At 48.1% G+C, this 16,483-nt stretch carries 16 protein-coding genes; 2 read left to right on the top strand and 14 right to left on the bottom strand.

What is annotated here, in order from left to right; genetic code table 11:
* Positions 1 to 26: 26 nt before the first annotated feature.
* From NNL21_RS13460 to NNL21_RS13425, 8 genes are all read right to left on the bottom strand, one after another.
* Positions 27 to 1,358, bottom strand: a complete 1,332-nt coding sequence (locus NNL21_RS13460; protein WP_204819481.1) for a glycosyltransferase family 2 protein — start codon at positions 1,356 to 1,358, stop codon at positions 27 to 29.
* On the bottom strand, positions 1,355 to 2,302 hold the full coding sequence (locus NNL21_RS13455) for a GT-D fold domain-containing protein (protein WP_256555208.1): 948 nt from the start codon (positions 2,300 to 2,302) through the stop codon (positions 1,355 to 1,357). Before NNL21_RS13455 ends, NNL21_RS13460 begins: the two co-directional genes overlap by 4 nt.
* Before the next feature lie 172 nt (positions 2,303 to 2,474).
* The gene (locus NNL21_RS13450) at positions 2,475 to 3,611 is read right to left on the bottom strand and encodes a CgeB family protein (protein ID WP_204819480.1); all 1,137 of its coding nucleotides are present in this window, start codon (positions 3,609 to 3,611) and stop codon (positions 2,475 to 2,477) included.
* 4 nt (positions 3,612 to 3,615) lie between these two features.
* Positions 3,616 to 4,602, bottom strand: a complete 987-nt coding sequence (rfbB, locus tag NNL21_RS13445; protein WP_204819646.1) for a dTDP-glucose 4,6-dehydratase — start codon at positions 4,600 to 4,602, stop codon at positions 3,616 to 3,618.
* Positions 4,602 to 5,324, bottom strand: a complete 723-nt coding sequence (locus NNL21_RS13440) for a sugar phosphate nucleotidyltransferase (RefSeq protein WP_204819479.1) — start codon at positions 5,322 to 5,324, stop codon at positions 4,602 to 4,604. The genes rfbB and NNL21_RS13440 overlap by 1 nt, the downstream gene beginning before the upstream one ends.
* A 58-nt stretch (positions 5,325 to 5,382) precedes the next feature.
* Positions 5,383 to 6,111, bottom strand: coding sequence for a glycosyltransferase family 2 protein (locus tag NNL21_RS13435; protein ID WP_204819478.1), 729 nt, complete (start codon positions 6,109 to 6,111; stop codon positions 5,383 to 5,385).
* A gap of 27 nt (positions 6,112 to 6,138) precedes the next feature.
* Positions 6,139 to 7,038 carry a glycosyltransferase family 2 protein gene (locus NNL21_RS13430; protein ID WP_256555207.1) on the bottom strand — a complete coding sequence of 300 codons (900 nt, stop codon included), beginning with the start codon at positions 7,036 to 7,038 and terminating at the stop codon, positions 6,139 to 6,141.
* Between the two features lie 235 nt (positions 7,039 to 7,273).
* Entirely contained in the window at positions 7,274 to 8,080 is an 807-nt protein-coding gene (locus NNL21_RS13425) for a glycosyltransferase family 2 protein (protein ID WP_204819477.1), read from the bottom strand.
* A gap of 214 nt (positions 8,081 to 8,294) precedes the next feature.
* On the opposite strand from NNL21_RS13425, the gene NNL21_RS13420 reads away from it, so the two are divergent.
* The gene (locus NNL21_RS13420; RefSeq protein ID WP_204819644.1) at positions 8,295 to 8,690 is read left to right on the top strand and encodes a CHRD domain-containing protein; all 396 of its coding nucleotides are present in this window, start codon (positions 8,295 to 8,297) and stop codon (positions 8,688 to 8,690) included.
* A gap of 509 nt (positions 8,691 to 9,199) precedes the next feature.
* Positions 9,200 to 10,477: a nucleotide sugar dehydrogenase gene (locus NNL21_RS13415; RefSeq protein WP_204819476.1), complete on the top strand. Its 1,278-nt coding sequence runs from the start codon at positions 9,200 to 9,202 to the stop codon at positions 10,475 to 10,477.
* A 208-nt stretch (positions 10,478 to 10,685) separates the two neighbouring features.
* On the opposite strand, the gene NNL21_RS13410 is transcribed toward NNL21_RS13415, so the two are convergent.
* The 6 genes from NNL21_RS13410 to NNL21_RS13385 all read right to left on the bottom strand — a co-directional run bounded on the left by NNL21_RS13410 (position 10,686) and on the right by NNL21_RS13385 (position 16,422).
* Positions 10,686 to 11,693, bottom strand: coding sequence for a glycosyltransferase family 4 protein (locus NNL21_RS13410; protein WP_204819475.1), 1,008 nt, complete (start codon positions 11,691 to 11,693; stop codon positions 10,686 to 10,688).
* Between the two features lie 18 nt (positions 11,694 to 11,711).
* A complete protein-coding gene (locus tag NNL21_RS13405) occupies positions 11,712 to 12,467 on the bottom strand; it encodes a GT-D fold domain-containing glycosyltransferase (RefSeq protein ID WP_204819474.1) in 756 nt (251 codons plus the stop codon).
* On the bottom strand, positions 12,464 to 13,321 hold the full coding sequence (locus NNL21_RS13400) for a glycosyltransferase family 4 protein (RefSeq protein ID WP_256555237.1): 858 nt from the start codon (positions 13,319 to 13,321) through the stop codon (positions 12,464 to 12,466). The genes NNL21_RS13405 and NNL21_RS13400 overlap by 4 nt, the downstream gene beginning before the upstream one ends.
* A gap of 82 nt (positions 13,322 to 13,403) precedes the next feature.
* Positions 13,404 to 14,414 carry a glycosyltransferase gene (locus NNL21_RS13395; protein WP_204819472.1) on the bottom strand — a complete coding sequence of 337 codons (1,011 nt, stop codon included), beginning with the start codon at positions 14,412 to 14,414 and terminating at the stop codon, positions 13,404 to 13,406.
* Positions 14,415 to 14,454: 40 nt separating this feature from the next.
* On the bottom strand, positions 14,455 to 15,462 hold the full coding sequence (locus tag NNL21_RS13390) for a glycosyltransferase (RefSeq protein WP_204819471.1): 1,008 nt from the start codon (positions 15,460 to 15,462) through the stop codon (positions 14,455 to 14,457).
* Positions 15,463 to 15,477: 15 nt separating this feature from the next.
* A complete protein-coding gene (locus NNL21_RS13385; protein ID WP_204819470.1) occupies positions 15,478 to 16,422 on the bottom strand; it encodes an SDR family oxidoreductase in 945 nt (314 codons plus the stop codon).
* Positions 16,423 to 16,483 lie beyond the last annotated feature (61 nt).

Below are 16,483 nucleotides of genomic sequence, written 5' to 3'. Positions count from 1 at the left end.
ATCGCAACAAAACTCGCTTCGGAAGCTTATATATTATCTGCCTTCATGACCGGAGGAGAGATTATTGGAGGCCCCTCCTCATAGCCCTGCAGGTCACGCTGCGTGAGTGTCAGCGGTTCATAATGGTCAAGCTTCCACGCCGCTGCTGCTTGCCGATTCATAAACCGGTGCAGCCTTCCCCCTTTGCGCTGATAGACAGTGCCGTCTTGCAGCCTTATCAGTCTGCCTTCGATATCGGAGCTTCCCGAGGGAGATCCATACAGATTGTTCATCCGGCGCATAACTTCTTCCACATGGATGGCTTCGCCAAGCTGCCAATTGCGCAGATCGATCCGGGAAACGCGGACGGCTTGAACGTCGGAGGCTGCGCCCGCGATCGGGGAACGTATGCCATTCTCCACCCAATAGGTTGTTGAACCGGTACCCTGAACGATTACGCATGTCGGATAAGAATCAATCGTTCGCAGCGTAACGCCATTCAGGGTCCGCTGCCATGCCAGAGACAGCATTCCATGTGGATCCGCCCATTTATTGGCGTAGAAAGCCAGATTCTTTTCATATACCTGGTCAAACCTGTCATTCAATGATTTCATGCTTACACTGCCGTAGTGATGAATGAACGTATCCTTCGCAATAACGAGCTGCAGGCCCAGCAGCCGGGCTCGAAGCCCGTAATCGTCATCTTCGCAGTTGCCGATCTCAAAGCCTTCGTCAAAGTAACCGAGTCTTCTGAAATCCTCCCGCCGCAGCAGCATGCAGAATCCGGTCAACCTGCTTGTCACTTTCCAGCGGCTTGCATCGGATTGGTTGAACGATCTTGAGAACCGCTGCATGTCTTCTATATTCGTATAGCTGGTTTCAATTAATTGATCCCCGCTGATATAATTCGTTACTGGGCCGACTATTCCGTATTGCGGATTGCTGCCAAGGCATACGAGCAGATTGGACAGCCAATTTGGGGTTACAACTGAATCATTGTTCAAGATCAGCAATGTCGTTCCCCTCGCCAGCATTAGACCTTGGTTCACAGCACCTGCAAACCCCAGATTCTCTTTATTAATCCGATACCGGAGGCCGCCAGCCGACTTCAAGTATGCTGCCGTCCCATCATCGGAAGCGTTATCGATCACAATCAATTCGTATGGTTCAGGGGTGTGCTGAACAATACTTTCGATGCATTCCTTTACATAATGGAGTTGATTGTAGGTCGGGATTATAATACTCGTTCCTTCGAATGGTAATGTGAAATTGGCAGCCCCCGCATTTCGTCCGCGACTAAAACCATCCTCGTACCCCTTGTTGTATCCTTTGGAGAATCCATCGTTAAATCCGGCACTTTCCTTCGCCAGCTTGTTCATAAGACAGAATCCCCATTCACGAATGAATCGGCCAGATGCCCGAAATCGACTGCCACCTTGCCGAGCTCGGTTGCAATTCGCTGCACGATGACAACAGCAGGAATACCCGCTCCGACAAGAGCAATGTCGAAATCGCGAGCCGCAATTTCCCCCATTACCCTGGTGATGTCATGCATACCTTCAACTGGAGCAACCGCCCCCGTTACGCGTATGCCGCTAAGTGATAGCACTTGCGAAAGTTGGGGTGCTGAATTACCCACGACCAGAACGCGGCGATTGGCAAGGATCCCTCTTAATAAGCCATCCATATAGATGGAATAGTTGATGGTCGACAGAGTCAACCGCAATTGCCGGTAATCAATGCCGTGAGCTTTGAAAACAGAGAAAGCCAGGGGCTGAAAGTTAGGCAATCTCAATTTGGGTATGCCTACAATATCCGCGCTCCCGATCGCTTGAACCAACTGATCTCTGGCAGCAAGATCGGGCAGTTGGACACCGGCATACTTTAGAAAATGGCCTTCCTTCCGCACCTGTTCCCTGTTCAGGACCACATCCTGCGCTAATGTCAACAATTCACCATCTCCCAGGCGAATAACCGACAATGGTGATTTCGTGTTCAGAGCATTCATGATCTGTCCGGTCACTTCCGGCGCGCCGAGAACTCTATGGCTCCGGGAACGCATATGCTCTATTCCCGCTTCAATAATTTGACGCACGGAAATATCGGGAAGAATATCCAGATCAGGAAGTATCGAATCCACGATGCCTTCTCCCCCGTCATAAACCCCATTCTTATAATCTTTATCGAAACTTCTATTCGGGACCTCAATAGGCACCGTCTGTACCGTTTGCGCCGTTTGCATCGTCTTTAACAAGGCGTCGTCATAACCCGCATCGTAACCTTGATTAAAAGATACTGCCGCTTGCGCCATCACTTTCTGCATACATGCATCCTGGCCAAGCGGCTTTTTGAGCGACGATATCCTCCTTTTGAGGGACACTCGCTTATGAACGCGTCTCCGCCGAATGGTAACCACCCCATCTAACTCATAAAATCAATATATTCTTCACACTAGGTTCGGAAACAGGTACAGCCATCCAATTTGGCCAGGACCGTCAAGGGAAAACAATGCTCAGCATCGTGCTCAATCTTGTGTGATAGGTATGGTCCCTTCTTGTTCTCATCATCCCGCTCAAAGCGATTCGCTGCCTTTCTTCATCATGCCGCAAATAATAATCGATCTTATCGATCAGCTCATCGTGAGTAACGAACGTGCCAATTTCCGAATCAGGGGCGTATAAGTTGTTGATATCCGGTCGAATATCGGACAGCTGCAGCGTCGCGCAGCCGGAGATTTCAAACGTTCGCGGATTAACGGACAGCGCCTCGATTTTCCGGCCATTTGCATTGATGGTGTCGTCATGTATGGAACGATGAAGATTGATGACGATTTTCGCACCGTTATAATAGCTCGCTGTATCCTCGGGGGTCATCCAATCGCCGAGCTTGATTTTATCGGACAATCGGGAATAGTTTTTCAGCCGGTCCCACCACCAACCGGCGATGACCACTCTTCTATTCATCAGAATCGGGGCTAAGCGGTCAATCAACTCGACCCGGTTCCAAAAGGCTGTGCCAATAAAGCAAATGTCGGACTGATAAGAGGTAGGCACATGCTTCGGATGAAATACTTTGGGGTTGACTGCGAACGGAAGATGATAAACATGCTCGCAGCCTAATTTGCGATAGAAAGAAAGACAGTTGAGCTCCAGTGTAAAAACGTAATCGTAACGGGGCGCAATCGTGATGGTCCAGTCGGTATAATAAGGATCGTCCGTAAACCAGACGGCTGTTTTAAATCCGCATTGCCGCAGCTGCTTGACTTTATCGGCAGGCAATACCACGCCGTTAAGAACGAGTACAAGATCCGGCTGCACCTTCTTGGCTATTGCGACAACGTCCTCCGAGGGAGTGGCGACCGAGAAGCCTCGGACCAATCCCTCCAGAGCGTCGATTACCGCTTGATCCAGCGCAGGATACGGAACGCCGATACCAGCTGTGACATAGAGAATCTTTACATCTCGCACGGGTTCTGAAGCTGCGGGCTGTCCGCGCAGGACGGCATCGCAGAACCCCATCCGATACCCGTCGTTTCGTCCCTGCCGAAAACCGGCTTCACGTCCATTACGGATCGCTATTTCTTCGGTTACCCCTACTCCCTGCTCTTGCGAATTCAGATCAATTGATCGCATATTGTCAGGCCTCCGAATTCATTCGTTCCCGCTCCAGGATCTTTTTCCACCACGAAATATTGCCGGTATACCAGTCCAATGTCTTCTGTAAGCCTTGATGAAACGGATTGACCGGACTCCAACCCAGCTGCTTGTTTATCTTCGCCGCATCGATCGCGTATCTGCGGTCATGGCCGGGACGATCCGATACGAACTGCAGCAATGATTCCGGTTTTCCCAACTGCTGCAGTACAGCTCGGGCAATATCTAGATTGGAATGTTCATTATTTCCTCCAATATTGTACACTTCGCCAGGCACGCCCTGATGAAGCAGGAGGTCAATCGCCCTGCAGTGGTCTTCCACAAAAAGCCAATCTCTTATATTAAGTCCATCTCCGTAGATCGGAATCGGCTGATCTTCCAAGGCTCGGGTAATAATCAAAGGAATTAGCTTCTCTGGAAACTGCCTTGGACCGTAGTTATTCGAACAGCGGCTGATTACGACAGGGAACCGGTACGTTTCATAATAGGAACGGGCCAGCAAATCGGAGGCCGCTTTGCTGGCTGAATAAGGACTATTCGGAGCAATCGGGCTCTGTTCGGTAAAGTATCCTGTGGGTCCAAGAGAACCATATACTTCGTCCGTGGAAATATGAATGAATTTAGTGATGCCCTGCCTCCGTGCTGCTTCGAGCAAATAGTGGGTTCCCGCTACATTCGTATCCACGAACTGGTAGGGGCTGGATATACTTCGGTCTACATGAGACTCCGCCGCAAAGTGAATGACGGCCTCGACTTCCTGCATAACATGGTCCACCGTCGGCCGGTCGGTAATACTGCCATGAATAAACTGAACATTCGCGGCATGCCTAACCTGCTCCAGATTCTCTGTGTTACCTGCGTATGTGAGCGAATCCAGGTTTATAATCCGGTATGAGGGGTGCTTCTCCAGCATATGCAGGATGAAATTACTGCCGATAAAGCCCATGCCCCCGGTAATTAACAGCCTCATCATCGGCACTCTCCTTCTAGCTGCCGGCCGCTTGCTTGATAGAGGGATTGGAAGGTCCCTGCATCCGTCCACCAGCCATCGAGAATGTCGTAAGTCAGCTGCCCCTTGGAAGCATATACATTGTTGACATCGGTGATTTCCAGTTCACCGCGGCCTGAAGGTTTAATGCTTCGAACCACGTCGAATACCCCGGAATCATACATGTAAATGCCTGTAACGCAATACTCGGATTTCGGCACAGCAGGCTTCTCCTCGATCGAATCTATTTTGTCATCCAACAGAATGGGAACCCCGTATCTTGTCGGGTCATGAACTTTCTTCAGAAGCACCCGGGCTCCCTCCGTCTGTTTAACGAAAGCCTGGACATAAGGCGTCAAGGAATCCTCGAATAGATTATCGCCAAGAAGAACAACGAACCTCTCGCCTGGCTTCATTAATGGTTCGGCAAGCGATAAGGCTTGAGCAATTCCGCCAGCCTCTTCCTGTATTTTATAGGTAAGGCGAACCCCCCATTCCTTCCCGCTGCCCAGCAATTCGGTGAATAATCCTGCAGAATGCTTGCCAATGACAAGAAGAATATCTTCAATGCCCGCTTTTCGGAATTTCTCCACGCCATGGCAGATCATCGGAATATTTCCGACAGGAAGCAGGTGCTTGTTTATTATTTTGGTCAATGGATGAAGACGGCTGCCCGTACCTCCTGCCAGTATGACACCCTTCATATAACCCTTCCTTTCTGCACCAAATTCAACTAAAGGAGAATCACTTGTTGAACGTTACCTATACGTAGATGATGGGGTCGACGCCCCACTTCGCGATAAATTTATGCCGATTGCTCTCAATGAGCTGCTTCACCCTGCTCTCTTCCTGCCGGCCGAAGCTGGCACTGCCATGATGGAAAATGAAAACATCCCCTGCGATCCTGAGCTTATATCCCGCCCCCCTTGCCCGATAACAGTAATCGTCGTCTTCAAAATGACCGGGAGAAAACCGTTCATCCAACAGTCCGATCTGATCCATTAAATCCCGTTTGAACAGAAAGCATAGTCCGACGATTCGATCCACATGCATCCACTTGCCGGAATCCGGCTCATTTAACTGATTGGCCATCTCCTCCAAATTGGTATAGGGCATATCGATCTGCTGCTTACCGCTCGCATAGTTCGTTAGCGGCCCCACGATTCCGATGTCCGCCCGGCTGTTAAGGCAATTCAGCATGTTTTGCAGCCAGTTGCGGGATACAATGACATCGTTATTCAACAATAGAAGCGTATCGCCGGAAGCAAGCTTCAGCCCCATATTGCAAGCTGCCGGAAACCCGATATTACTTGCCAGTGAAATGAAGGTGATCCCCTCTTGCCGGCAAACATCAGCCGTACCGTCCGTTGAACCATTATCGACGACAATGATTTCATACGGAATTTGCGTATGCCGTTTGATGGAATACAAACAGTCCTTGAGCAGTTCCTTTCCGTTATAGGTCGGGATAATGATACTTGTTTTGTTCATATCGTCCACCTTCTAAAGCCAGGTTAATTAACGGTGTCTGATTCGATCCTGAAACGATAACCGCGATCCTTTCAAGTCCAATACCGTCTTTAAAGCTTCGATGTGGTCTCCGATGATCAGCTCGGAAACGGCATTGTTACGCCCAACATTACGTGACCGGTGCCGATTCGTCGTAATCACGTCCACGCTGGCCGGCGAGCTTATTCTCATCCCTCTGTCCAATGCTATGACTTGCGCCTTGGGGGGGATGGCGAGGTTGGCATATCCGATTCGTTGAGCTGCCTGCTTCCTCATCGCATGAGGGACCGCGGTCAGCGAATTTGCCTGGAGATCCTCCCTGGCCATCGCCCGGTTGATGAACTCCTTGACCGTGGTCACATCGTCCCTGCCGGAGAATAGGCCGATATAGGGAGAGATGTTGTTTAAAGCGATATCCATCCCTTGCTCAATAGCATCGACGAAAGGCACGAGATGTTCGGCTTGTATCGGAAAATCACCGTCTAGGAACAGCAGAATTTCGGACTCGGCCAATTTCGCTCCTATCGCTCGCCCGACATCGTGTCCCAAAGCTTCCCGGTAATGAACGATCGTAGCCCGGGATTGATTGCGGATGATTTCGAAGCTTTCATCGGTCGATCCGTTCACGACAACGATCAATTCATGAAGCGGAAGCCGGTGAAGCTGTTCGAGAACGCTTAGAATCGTATCTTTCTCATTCATGACCGTGACGATCGCAGCAACCTTCTTGGTCGTCGGCAGCAGGATCCAATTCCCGAAATATCCTCCCGCATCCTTGCGGAATCCTTCCACAAATCTGGCTGCAGCAGCGTGATACACAGGCCACGCCAAACGGTTGACGGTTTGATACCAGCGATGCCATTGTTCATTGACCTTTGTATGCGGATCACTTTCTGCTGCTTGTGACATGACTTCCGTTGATGTCGATCCTTCCGAGGCTGCAGCAAGATAACCCGCGGTATAAGCTCTTTCCCTCCAATAACTGGCGTTTCCTGTAGAGGGCCTCTTGAGCTTCCGGGTCCCCGGCTTCCGTCCGTTTCGAGCATTAACAACAGGCCGTTTCCTTTGTAGTTGCCTTCCCCTCCGCAAAGGGGCGGCGGCGCCATTCATCCTTCGTCTCGGCTTCCTGTTTATCATCCTGTCATCACCGCACGATCTCTCGGTTTCGTGTGAAATCCAACCGGTTCCCCCGCGCTCCGGCCTTCGAGATGAACCAGTCCAAGGCCTCCAAATGATCGCCAACGATCAATTTTTCAAGCGGATCATTCCCCTTTGTCCGGCCTCTTCTCGGATTTCTCCGCCCTACATCGACGTAATGGATGCCGCGCACGTTCAATCCGTTAAAGATGGCGATAGCTTGGGCTTTCGGGGGGACAGCCAGATTGTCGGAGCCGATCAAATCTCTCGCCTTGCGGCTCATCGCATGCGGAATAGTCGTTAAGGATGCGCCCTGCAAACCGGGATGTGCGACGAATATGTTCAATGAATGCTTGGCGAGAACGACGCTGTGTACATGCTGCTTGCCTGTTGGTCCCAAATACTTGTTAAGGGCTACATCCACGCCTCCCTCGACGGCTTTCGTTAAGGGAATGAAGTCCCGGGCAGGAATGACAATGTCAGCATCGGTAAAGAGCAGGATGTCTCCTTTGGCTTCTCGGGCTCCAACGCTGCGTCCCACGTCATGACCGAGCGGACGGGCAAAGCGGATCACTCGGGCGCCGATTCTCTGCGCCAGCTCGGCCGTACCGTCCGTCGACCCATTCGCAACTACGATGACCTCCGTCTCGGGATGCACCTGAGAGGCTTGACGGATAACGGCCGCAATCGTCTTCCTTTCGTTCATAGCAGGGATGATGACGGACACCTTGGGGAATTCCGCGTTTCGGATGGTGAATGGGTATCCTCTGGCCTTTGTTCTATGACCACGGCTCACAATGCTTCGTCTCGGCATGTTCCTCACCTGCCTAGTAAGATTTAAGAAGACTGCTACACACATTCTATGTTTAGGTAGTTTAACTGCAACGGCATTCGTACCTGAAGGTGAAATTAACGTTGGTTGGTTTTTCGCCAGTTCAGAGCCGTGCGTAGGCTGGTAAACATACCTCTTCGGATATCTATGAATATGCTAAAACCATAACTATGAAAAGGAGTGGAGACCTATCCGAATATTCAGAGCAGTCTTAAATGGCCGTAACGAGGTGCCTCCTGTAAGGACGATAGCGACAGGAAATGCCTCTTTCCGGCTTATTAACAACGGCACCCAGCTAAGATTCCTTCTTATTGTCCGAAATATTAACCGCGTGACCCAAGGTCATATTCATCTTGGAAGAAGAGGGCAAAACGGTCCTATCGTCGCCTTCTTGTTCGGTCCGTCAAAATTCGGCATTTCCGTAAGGCGGGGAGTCGTGCGAGGTGTCCTGACCAATCAAGATCTTATCGGCCCTCTTCAAGGAAGGACGATCCGCGACCTCGTCCGCGAGTTCGAAAGTGGCAACGCTTATGTCAATGTTCACACCAATCAAAATCCGGATGGGGAAATTCGCGGTCAAGTCGGCCGGTAGGACGACAAACACAAGAGACATACGCCACGGGAGAGGCCCATGAATATTATTCATGGGCCTCTCCACTTTTTATATCGCATAAAAAAAATCAGACTGCCGAGACTCTCTCGACAGTCTGACCTCCACTATAGAATGGACACTCTCTTAGAATATATTTTGATCTCCGCGGCCTTTCTCAGATGCCTGTAAAGAATCAATAGGCAGCGATTGTGCATTCTTTAACGCTTGAGCAGAATCTTCATCTACACACATTCTATGTTTAGGTAGTTTAACTGCAACGGCATTCGTACCTGAAGGTCAAATTAACGTTGTTCGCTATGTCTCTGAGGCGCTCCAATCCAATGCGCCCGACATTCAATGGGCTTTATCTCAAGCTCAGACAAGAGGGAAGAAATGGATGAGGGTCTTCGCTGCGTTTACTAGATCAAAATAGTGATAGACATCCCATAGCAAGTCTTTTCGTTAACGCATACCATATCATAATTCAATAAGTGAAGGTGGGATGGTGATTGAAGCAATCAATCTCCGTAATTGGTCTTGGCTATGTAGGGCTTCCTCTCGCTCTGACATTCTCTCAAAACGGTTATCGGGTAGTCGGAATAGATGTAGACATCCAAAAGATCCGTTTAATCATGTCGGGAAAGAGCTATTTGACGGACATCAATGACAATACTATTAAATCCGAAGCAGATTCAGGCCGTTTTACCGCTACGGATGATTATAGCGCAATTGCCGAGACCGACGTGATCATCATCTGCGTTCCAACGCCTCTCGATGAACAACACGCTCCCGATCTGAGCTATTTGGTCAACGCTGGGACAATGATCAAACAACACATCAGGAGCGGCCACTTAATCATTCTGGAGAGCTCCACCTACCCGGGCACCACCAAGGAAGTGTTAAAACCGCTGTTCGACCAGGAAGGATTGGAAGCAGGCAAAGATTATTATCTCGGTTATTCCCCCGAACGCATCGATCCCGGCAACCGCCAGTATTCATTCAAAGAAATCCCCAAAATTATAAGCGGCGTAACAGAGGCATGCGCACAAAAGATTTACGAGCTGTACAAGACAATCTTTGATCATGTCGTTCCGGTATCTTCATCGGAAGTAGCCGAGTTGGCGAAATTGCTGGAGAATTCCTATCGTTTCGTTAATATCTCGTTTATTAACGAATTCGCCATTCTTTGCGATCAACTGAAGATCGATGTATGGGAAGTCATCGAAGCTGCCGGCACGAAGCCTTACGGTTTCTCGAAATTTTTTCCGGGTCCGGGCGTCGGCGGTCATTGCATACCGGTCGATCCCTTGTACCTGCAATGGAAAGCAAAAAAAATCGGATCGGGAAGCGTCTTTATAGAAGCGTCGGCGGCTGTTAATAACCGTATGCCGGCCTATATCGTCTCTCAAGTTAAGGCGCATTTGCCTGCTAGCCTTTCGAAAGACGCCAGAATATTGGTCGTAGGCGCAGCCTACAAAAACGATATTCACGACGTGCGGGAATCTGCCTCTCTTGCGCTCATGAAGCTACTGAGCCAGGAAGGATTTCGTCTCAACTATCACGATCCCTATGTAACTCAAATTACCTTGGATGGATTTAAATACCGGAGCGTCGACCTGACCGAAGAATATTTACAAAATACCGATTGCGTCATTATTGCAACGGGCCATTCCCAATTGCCGATCGAGTCTATTATCAATCACGCTACTTTCGTATTCGATACTCGAAACCTGACAAAAGGATTGAGCGGGAAGGCCAAAATCATCCGACTGGGAGGAGGAAGCTGATAAGCGGCCATTTGCCGGAAGTTACTGGCTTAACTATGACCCGTAAGATGGACACTTTGAAAAAAGTGACCCTCTTGCGGGTCATTTGTGTTGTACGACTCAGCGCGGAGCCGGTGAACATTAAAAAAGATGACTCCCGAGGAATTCAGAAGTCATCTATTGAATAAACAGGGTTCACGGTTCAGGCTGCCGCCCCTTCTTCCTTTCGTTATAGCTCCTTGTATATGGATGCCAATTTCAAGGCAAGTTGGCGGGAATCATAATGCTTTTCGATATACGTTCTTCCGGCAATGCCAATTTCTCTTCGAGATTCCGGGTCTTTAACCAACTTCTTCAACACATCGTAGAACGTATCCTTATTGGCATTGACAATGGCAATTCCGGGAGGATAATGCCGGATCATGCCGTCTCGGACGTAACAAATGACCGGTTTTCCAAGAGCCATCCCTTCAAGGCTTAAAACCCCGAAAGAACCTTGCAATAGTTGATCGATAATAATATCCGCTTTCCGGTATTCCTTGATCGCCTCTTTGTGGCTTACATCATTTATTATTTTGAAATCAAAGTCAAGTCCTTTCCTGCGCAGCCGGTCGATTCCTTGAAGAACATATTCCGTTCCCTTCAGATAGTCGTTGGTCGGAGCATGTACGATTAGAGGTTTTCGGTTAGTCGCGGACGGAGGGGAGAAAGGAAATTTATCCAATGTGATAAACTGCCTCAGTAGGTGGATATGCTTATAGCGCCCTTTTATATAGGCAAGCAGTTCATGATCCGCGACAATGGCATGGTCGATATATTGCGATAACTCCTTTAATTTCCGAACGATTTCCCGTTCTTCTCTTCTTCTCCCGCCTTTCACGCGCACATCTGCGCTTCCTTCGGCGTTTGCGACGGAAAGCATCCGAACATCGGATCCGCGGTGCTGGACAATCAGCTTTTTTCCGTGCTTCTTCAGATATTCCAGATCGGAACGGTCTTTATAGAACGTTTCGCCGAAATGAAAATGGAAGACGTCGTATTGTTCGACCGCTTCCTTCAGGAACCTCTCACGCAGCTTCATTCGATTACTTCCGGATTGTTTCTCTAAATGAAGACACAAGTCGAAATTCTGATTTCGATCGCGAAAATGACATGCAGCGGCATCTACGCCGATACGGCGAAGAGCAGCGCACATTTCAATCATTTGCCTGCCAACCGGCAGATGAAGCACTCTCATTATCCGCCCTCCTACGCCTTACATTTTCATTAGTTTCTGCAGGCCTACTCTCCGAACGAATCCCGTCTCCAACACTTTCTTCGTCATTAATGAATTCATGCCTTGTCCGAGGTCGAAGGCAACTTTCCCTAGACGGTCGGCAATATACGAAGCAAGAATGACAGCATTAACGCCGGCGGTTATTAAGGCCAAATCGAATTCGGTTCCATCAAGCTCACTTTTGACCTTCTCCATTTCGTCATAAGAACGCATAGGAATACAGGCAACTATTTTGAACGGAAACCTTTTCCCCCATCTGCGCTCCAGTGCCTGCTTGACTTTAGACGCATTACTTCCGATCAAGACAATTCTGCGATTCCGAAGCATATTTTTAAACTTCACTTTTTGATTGAAGGGAATAACTCTGCGTATTAAGGTATCGAATACGAAGCTGGGCTTTATTCCATAAGCCCGAAACACTCTAGCTACCATTTTTCCGGCATAAATATCGCGAAGACATATATTATATCCGATAATATCCGCCTTCTTGACTGCCACTACCATCTCGTCGCGAAGCTTCACATTCGGAAACGTGAAGCCCCTGTCAACTCTCCCGCTATTTGTCGTGATCGCTTCTCTATGCCGCATAAACCGTTTTTCAGACATCACGGTGTACTGGGCCATGACATAGCTTTCCGTTGACCCGACGGAAACAACGGATAAAGGGGTCTTCTCATCGAGTGCCCGAATAATGCGATCCATAAGCTCTCCGCTGTTTAATACCTTGGCCATCATTCCTTATCTCCCTTGATGTTAAATAATATCCGTAACCAATCGTCCATGGCCTTTTCTACGGTCCAATTATGTCGTATATTTCTTCTGCAACCCTTTTTGATTTCTAGATAAGCATCTCGATTTTTTACTAAATAATCGATTTTCTCAATGAAATGCTTGGGTTGATCCGTGTCGAGGATGAGCGACCTAGCCTTTTCATGGGCTACGGTCTTGATATATCCGACGTTGGTGGAAAGAACGGGAATTCCGCAAGAGTAAGCCTCCAAAGCAGGATTGGGCGCCCCTTCGTTGGCGGAAGTGACCAATAACAAATCCAGCTTGTTATAGAAAGCGGGCATATCGTTTACCGTGCGCTGCCCGACTGTAGATTCCGCGAATTTGACATAGGGATGTTTTTTATACGCTTTGACAATCGGAAGGTAGAGCGTTTTGTAATTTTTCGACTTTCTTCCTTTATTGCCGGCCCATCCGATCGTGAAAGTTTTTTCTCGTTCCATCCTTTGTTTCTTGTCAGGCTTGAAAAGACTTGTTTCTACGAAAGGCCGTATATATCGAACATCTTGATCGGGTGCAATTTCCTTTAGTACCTTGACCAGTCTCGGATTGAACGCTCCCAGCTTTTCGATTCGCCCGATGACGTTTTTCACGAAGGATTTATCTATATCCGGCCGATCGCACCATTCGCGATACGAATCTACATTGCGTGAAAAAAAATTATAACTGCCGACCTGGGAGGAATCGACCCTAACGCCCCACTTCAGAAGTTTGGAAGCAATCTCCAGCCCCATCGCGGAGATGACCCCGTACATGCGATTGATTGCAGAAGCCCCTTCCTTTTTAACAAGCCGCTTCATATCTTCCAACGAGAGAATTTGCAAATTCGGATGATGCTTTTGAATAATACTGGCCCGATAACCAAGAACCCACCACTCGTAATCATAAACCAAGAGATGTTTCTTCATATAATCTCACCCACATCGGAGCCTTAGAATGTTGATCCAGCTTTCTGTCCCAGCCCAAATATCTCCTGATGCAAGCGACAAATTGCCGTACCCTTATTTCCGTCGTATGATGGGCCCTGGTCATCCGGTAGCCTCGATCGGCAATCTCTCTCCTCTTGTCTTTTCGCTTTAAATAGTAGCGTGCCTTCTCGTAATAATCTTTCACGTCGATCTGAACAAAGGTTTCCTTATGAATGAACCCGAGATCCCTTAATTCCTGAGAACCGGATGCGAGCAGCAGCGTTTTGCATGCTGTTACTTCGTAGTATTTGGCTATCGGGTAATCGTGAACGCAGCTGTCGGTAAAAAAAACTTTTGCCCGGTTGATTTCCTTCGCGTATCTTTTGCCAATCAATGCCGTGTTCCTGTCTTTGCTGCTGAAATATTGATAGCCGGGGTGATTGTGACGAACAAATCCTTTTACGCCAGCCATTTCACGCGCAATAGTTGCCCTTAAAGGATAGTGAGCTTTGCTTACCGCACCCATTAATAAGTAATCGATTCTTCGGTCTAATCCGTAATATTTGAATATCGGCGTATAGACATGATGGGGGAACCAGACAAGCTTCTTGACAAACTCCGGATAAAAGCGATAGAAAGCATCCCGATATATAGAGAAAATAAGATCGATTTTGTTGTTCGTCACAAATTGGCCGAAGCCGGGATTACCGTGGAGGTCGACAGCCAATACCCCCTTGGGAATACCGATATTATCCAAACCGGTGATTACAAGCGATTTTGTCTGTTTCATGTCGTCAAAGAAGATAAAATCGGGAGTAAATCCTATTTCTTTCATTATTTCATCGATTGGCCCGCTCTTGGATACATACGCGACCCGCACGTTCGGCAGCTTACTTAGTTCGGACTTGAAATACTCCCAATTCTCTTTCACATAATGGGTCTGATCCCCGGTAAAATATAAAATTTTCAATTTCCTGTCTTTCATGCCTTCGCCTCTTCCTCTGTTTGGATCGTTCTAACGATTTTCATGACGGCATTTCATCATGAAGTCTCATCCATATCGGTCTGTTAGAATTTGGATCAAGCTTTCTTTTCCATCCCAAGTACCTTCTGATGCAATCGACGAATTGGCGGGCGCGAATCGACGTCGCATGATGGGTCCTAACCATTTCATAGCCGCGACGCGCAATTTCTTCCCTTCGTTTCTCCCGCTTCAAGTAATATTTAGCCCTATCTTTGAAATTATGTTTGTCGATTTCCACGAATGTCTTTCGATGAATAAACCCCAGATCATTCAATTCGCGCGAACCGGTACCGACAACCAAGGTGTTGCATGCGGCCACTTCATAATATTTGGAAATAGGATAACGATACTTGCTGTCATCGGTAAAAAATAGTTTGGAGTGGTTTATTTCACGGGCGAAATTTTTGCCGATCAATGCCTTTTTCCTTTCTTGTTCGCTAAAATACTTGTACCCCGGGTGTTTATGATATACAAACCCTCGGGTTCCTTTCATCCTATGCAATATTTTGGTTCGGACCGGGTATAAATCCTTGCCTACCGCACCCATCAATAAGTAATCGATTTCTTTGGGAAGCTTGTAATCCTTGAAGACGGGCGTGTACACATGATGCGGCAGCCAGACGAACTTCTTCGCAAACTCCGGGAAGAAACGGAAGAACGCATCCCGATAGACGCTGAAAATCAGATTAATTTTATTTTTTTTCACGAATTTCCTGAAGATATCCGGACTGCTTTGAAGATCTATCGCTAACACGCCTTTGGGAATCGAAACTTGATCCAATCCGGTAACGGAAATCGTTCTCGTCTTTTTGAAGTCGCCGAAAAAAATAAAATCGGGAGTAAAGCCGATTTGACGTATAATATCGTGAATGGCTCCTCCTTCGCGAAAGTAAGCGACCTGTAAATTCGGCATTTTGTTTAACTCAGCGTTGAAATATTCCCAATTCTCTTTGACCCAGTTGGTTTGATCGACGCCGAAATAGAGTATTTTCAGTTTTTCTTTGCTCATGGATTCGATCATCCTCTATCCCTCATTATTTGCACTCGAAAACCACTCCACGGTCTTCTTCAATCCTTCCTGAAAATCGATATGCGGTTTATAATCAATCAGTTCTTCGGCATAACGAATGTCGGCAAGCGAGTGCTTCACATCCCCTTTCGGTTCTTCATCATAAACCGGAAGCAAAGGATTGTTTAACATCATCCCGATTTTCTCTGCGACTTCGTTCAGCGTTATCCGTTTCCCGCAGCCGATATTGATCGATTCTCCTTGAACTCTCGGAGCGCTCGCAGCAAGCAGATTAGCCGTTACGACATTATCGACATACGTAAAATCGCGGGATTTCAAGCCATCGCCATGAATAGTCGGAGGAATGTTCATCATGATCGAGGCAATGAATTTGGGTATGACGGCCGCATATTCGGCATTGGGGTCCTGCCTCGGACCAAATACATTGAAGTAGCGCAGAGACAAGGTTTCCAAGCCATAAATCCGGTTGAACACTTTGCAGTACAGCTCCCCTGTATATTTAGTTATGGCATAAGGGGATATTGGATTGGCTACCATCATTTCCGATTTGGGCAGTACCTCCGAATCTCCGTAAACCGAGGAAGAAGCGGCATAAACGACTCTTCTGACTCCTTGGGCAACCGCAGTGTGCAGCACCTGAAGCGTCCCATTCACATTATCGTAATTGCTTTTAATCGGATTTCGTATCGATTTGGGGACGGAAGGAATCGCTCCTTGGTGAAAGACGATCTCCACGCCGTCCATAGCGAGCTTCAACGCGTCGGGGTCCGTTATGCTCCCCTCCACGAATTGGATGTCTGAAAGTATTCCCTTCAAATTCTCGATTTTTCCGGTTTGTAAATTGTCCAACACCTTGACCCGATGTCCATCCCTTACAAGCCTGCTCGCCAGATGGGACCCGATAAACCCGGCCCCTCCGGTAATTAGATATGTCGCCAATATACTCTCTCTCCTTCAAGCATCAATTCCAATTCAAGTCGTAATGGTATCTTATGCCGTC

The organism is Paenibacillus mendelii, assembly GCF_024498075.1.
GTDB classification, from domain to species: Bacteria; Bacillota; Bacilli; order Paenibacillales; family Paenibacillaceae; genus Paenibacillus_Z; species Paenibacillus_Z mendelii.
The sequence above is the reverse complement of the archived record's forward strand: the minus strand, read 5'-3'. Positions and strand labels throughout refer to the sequence as shown.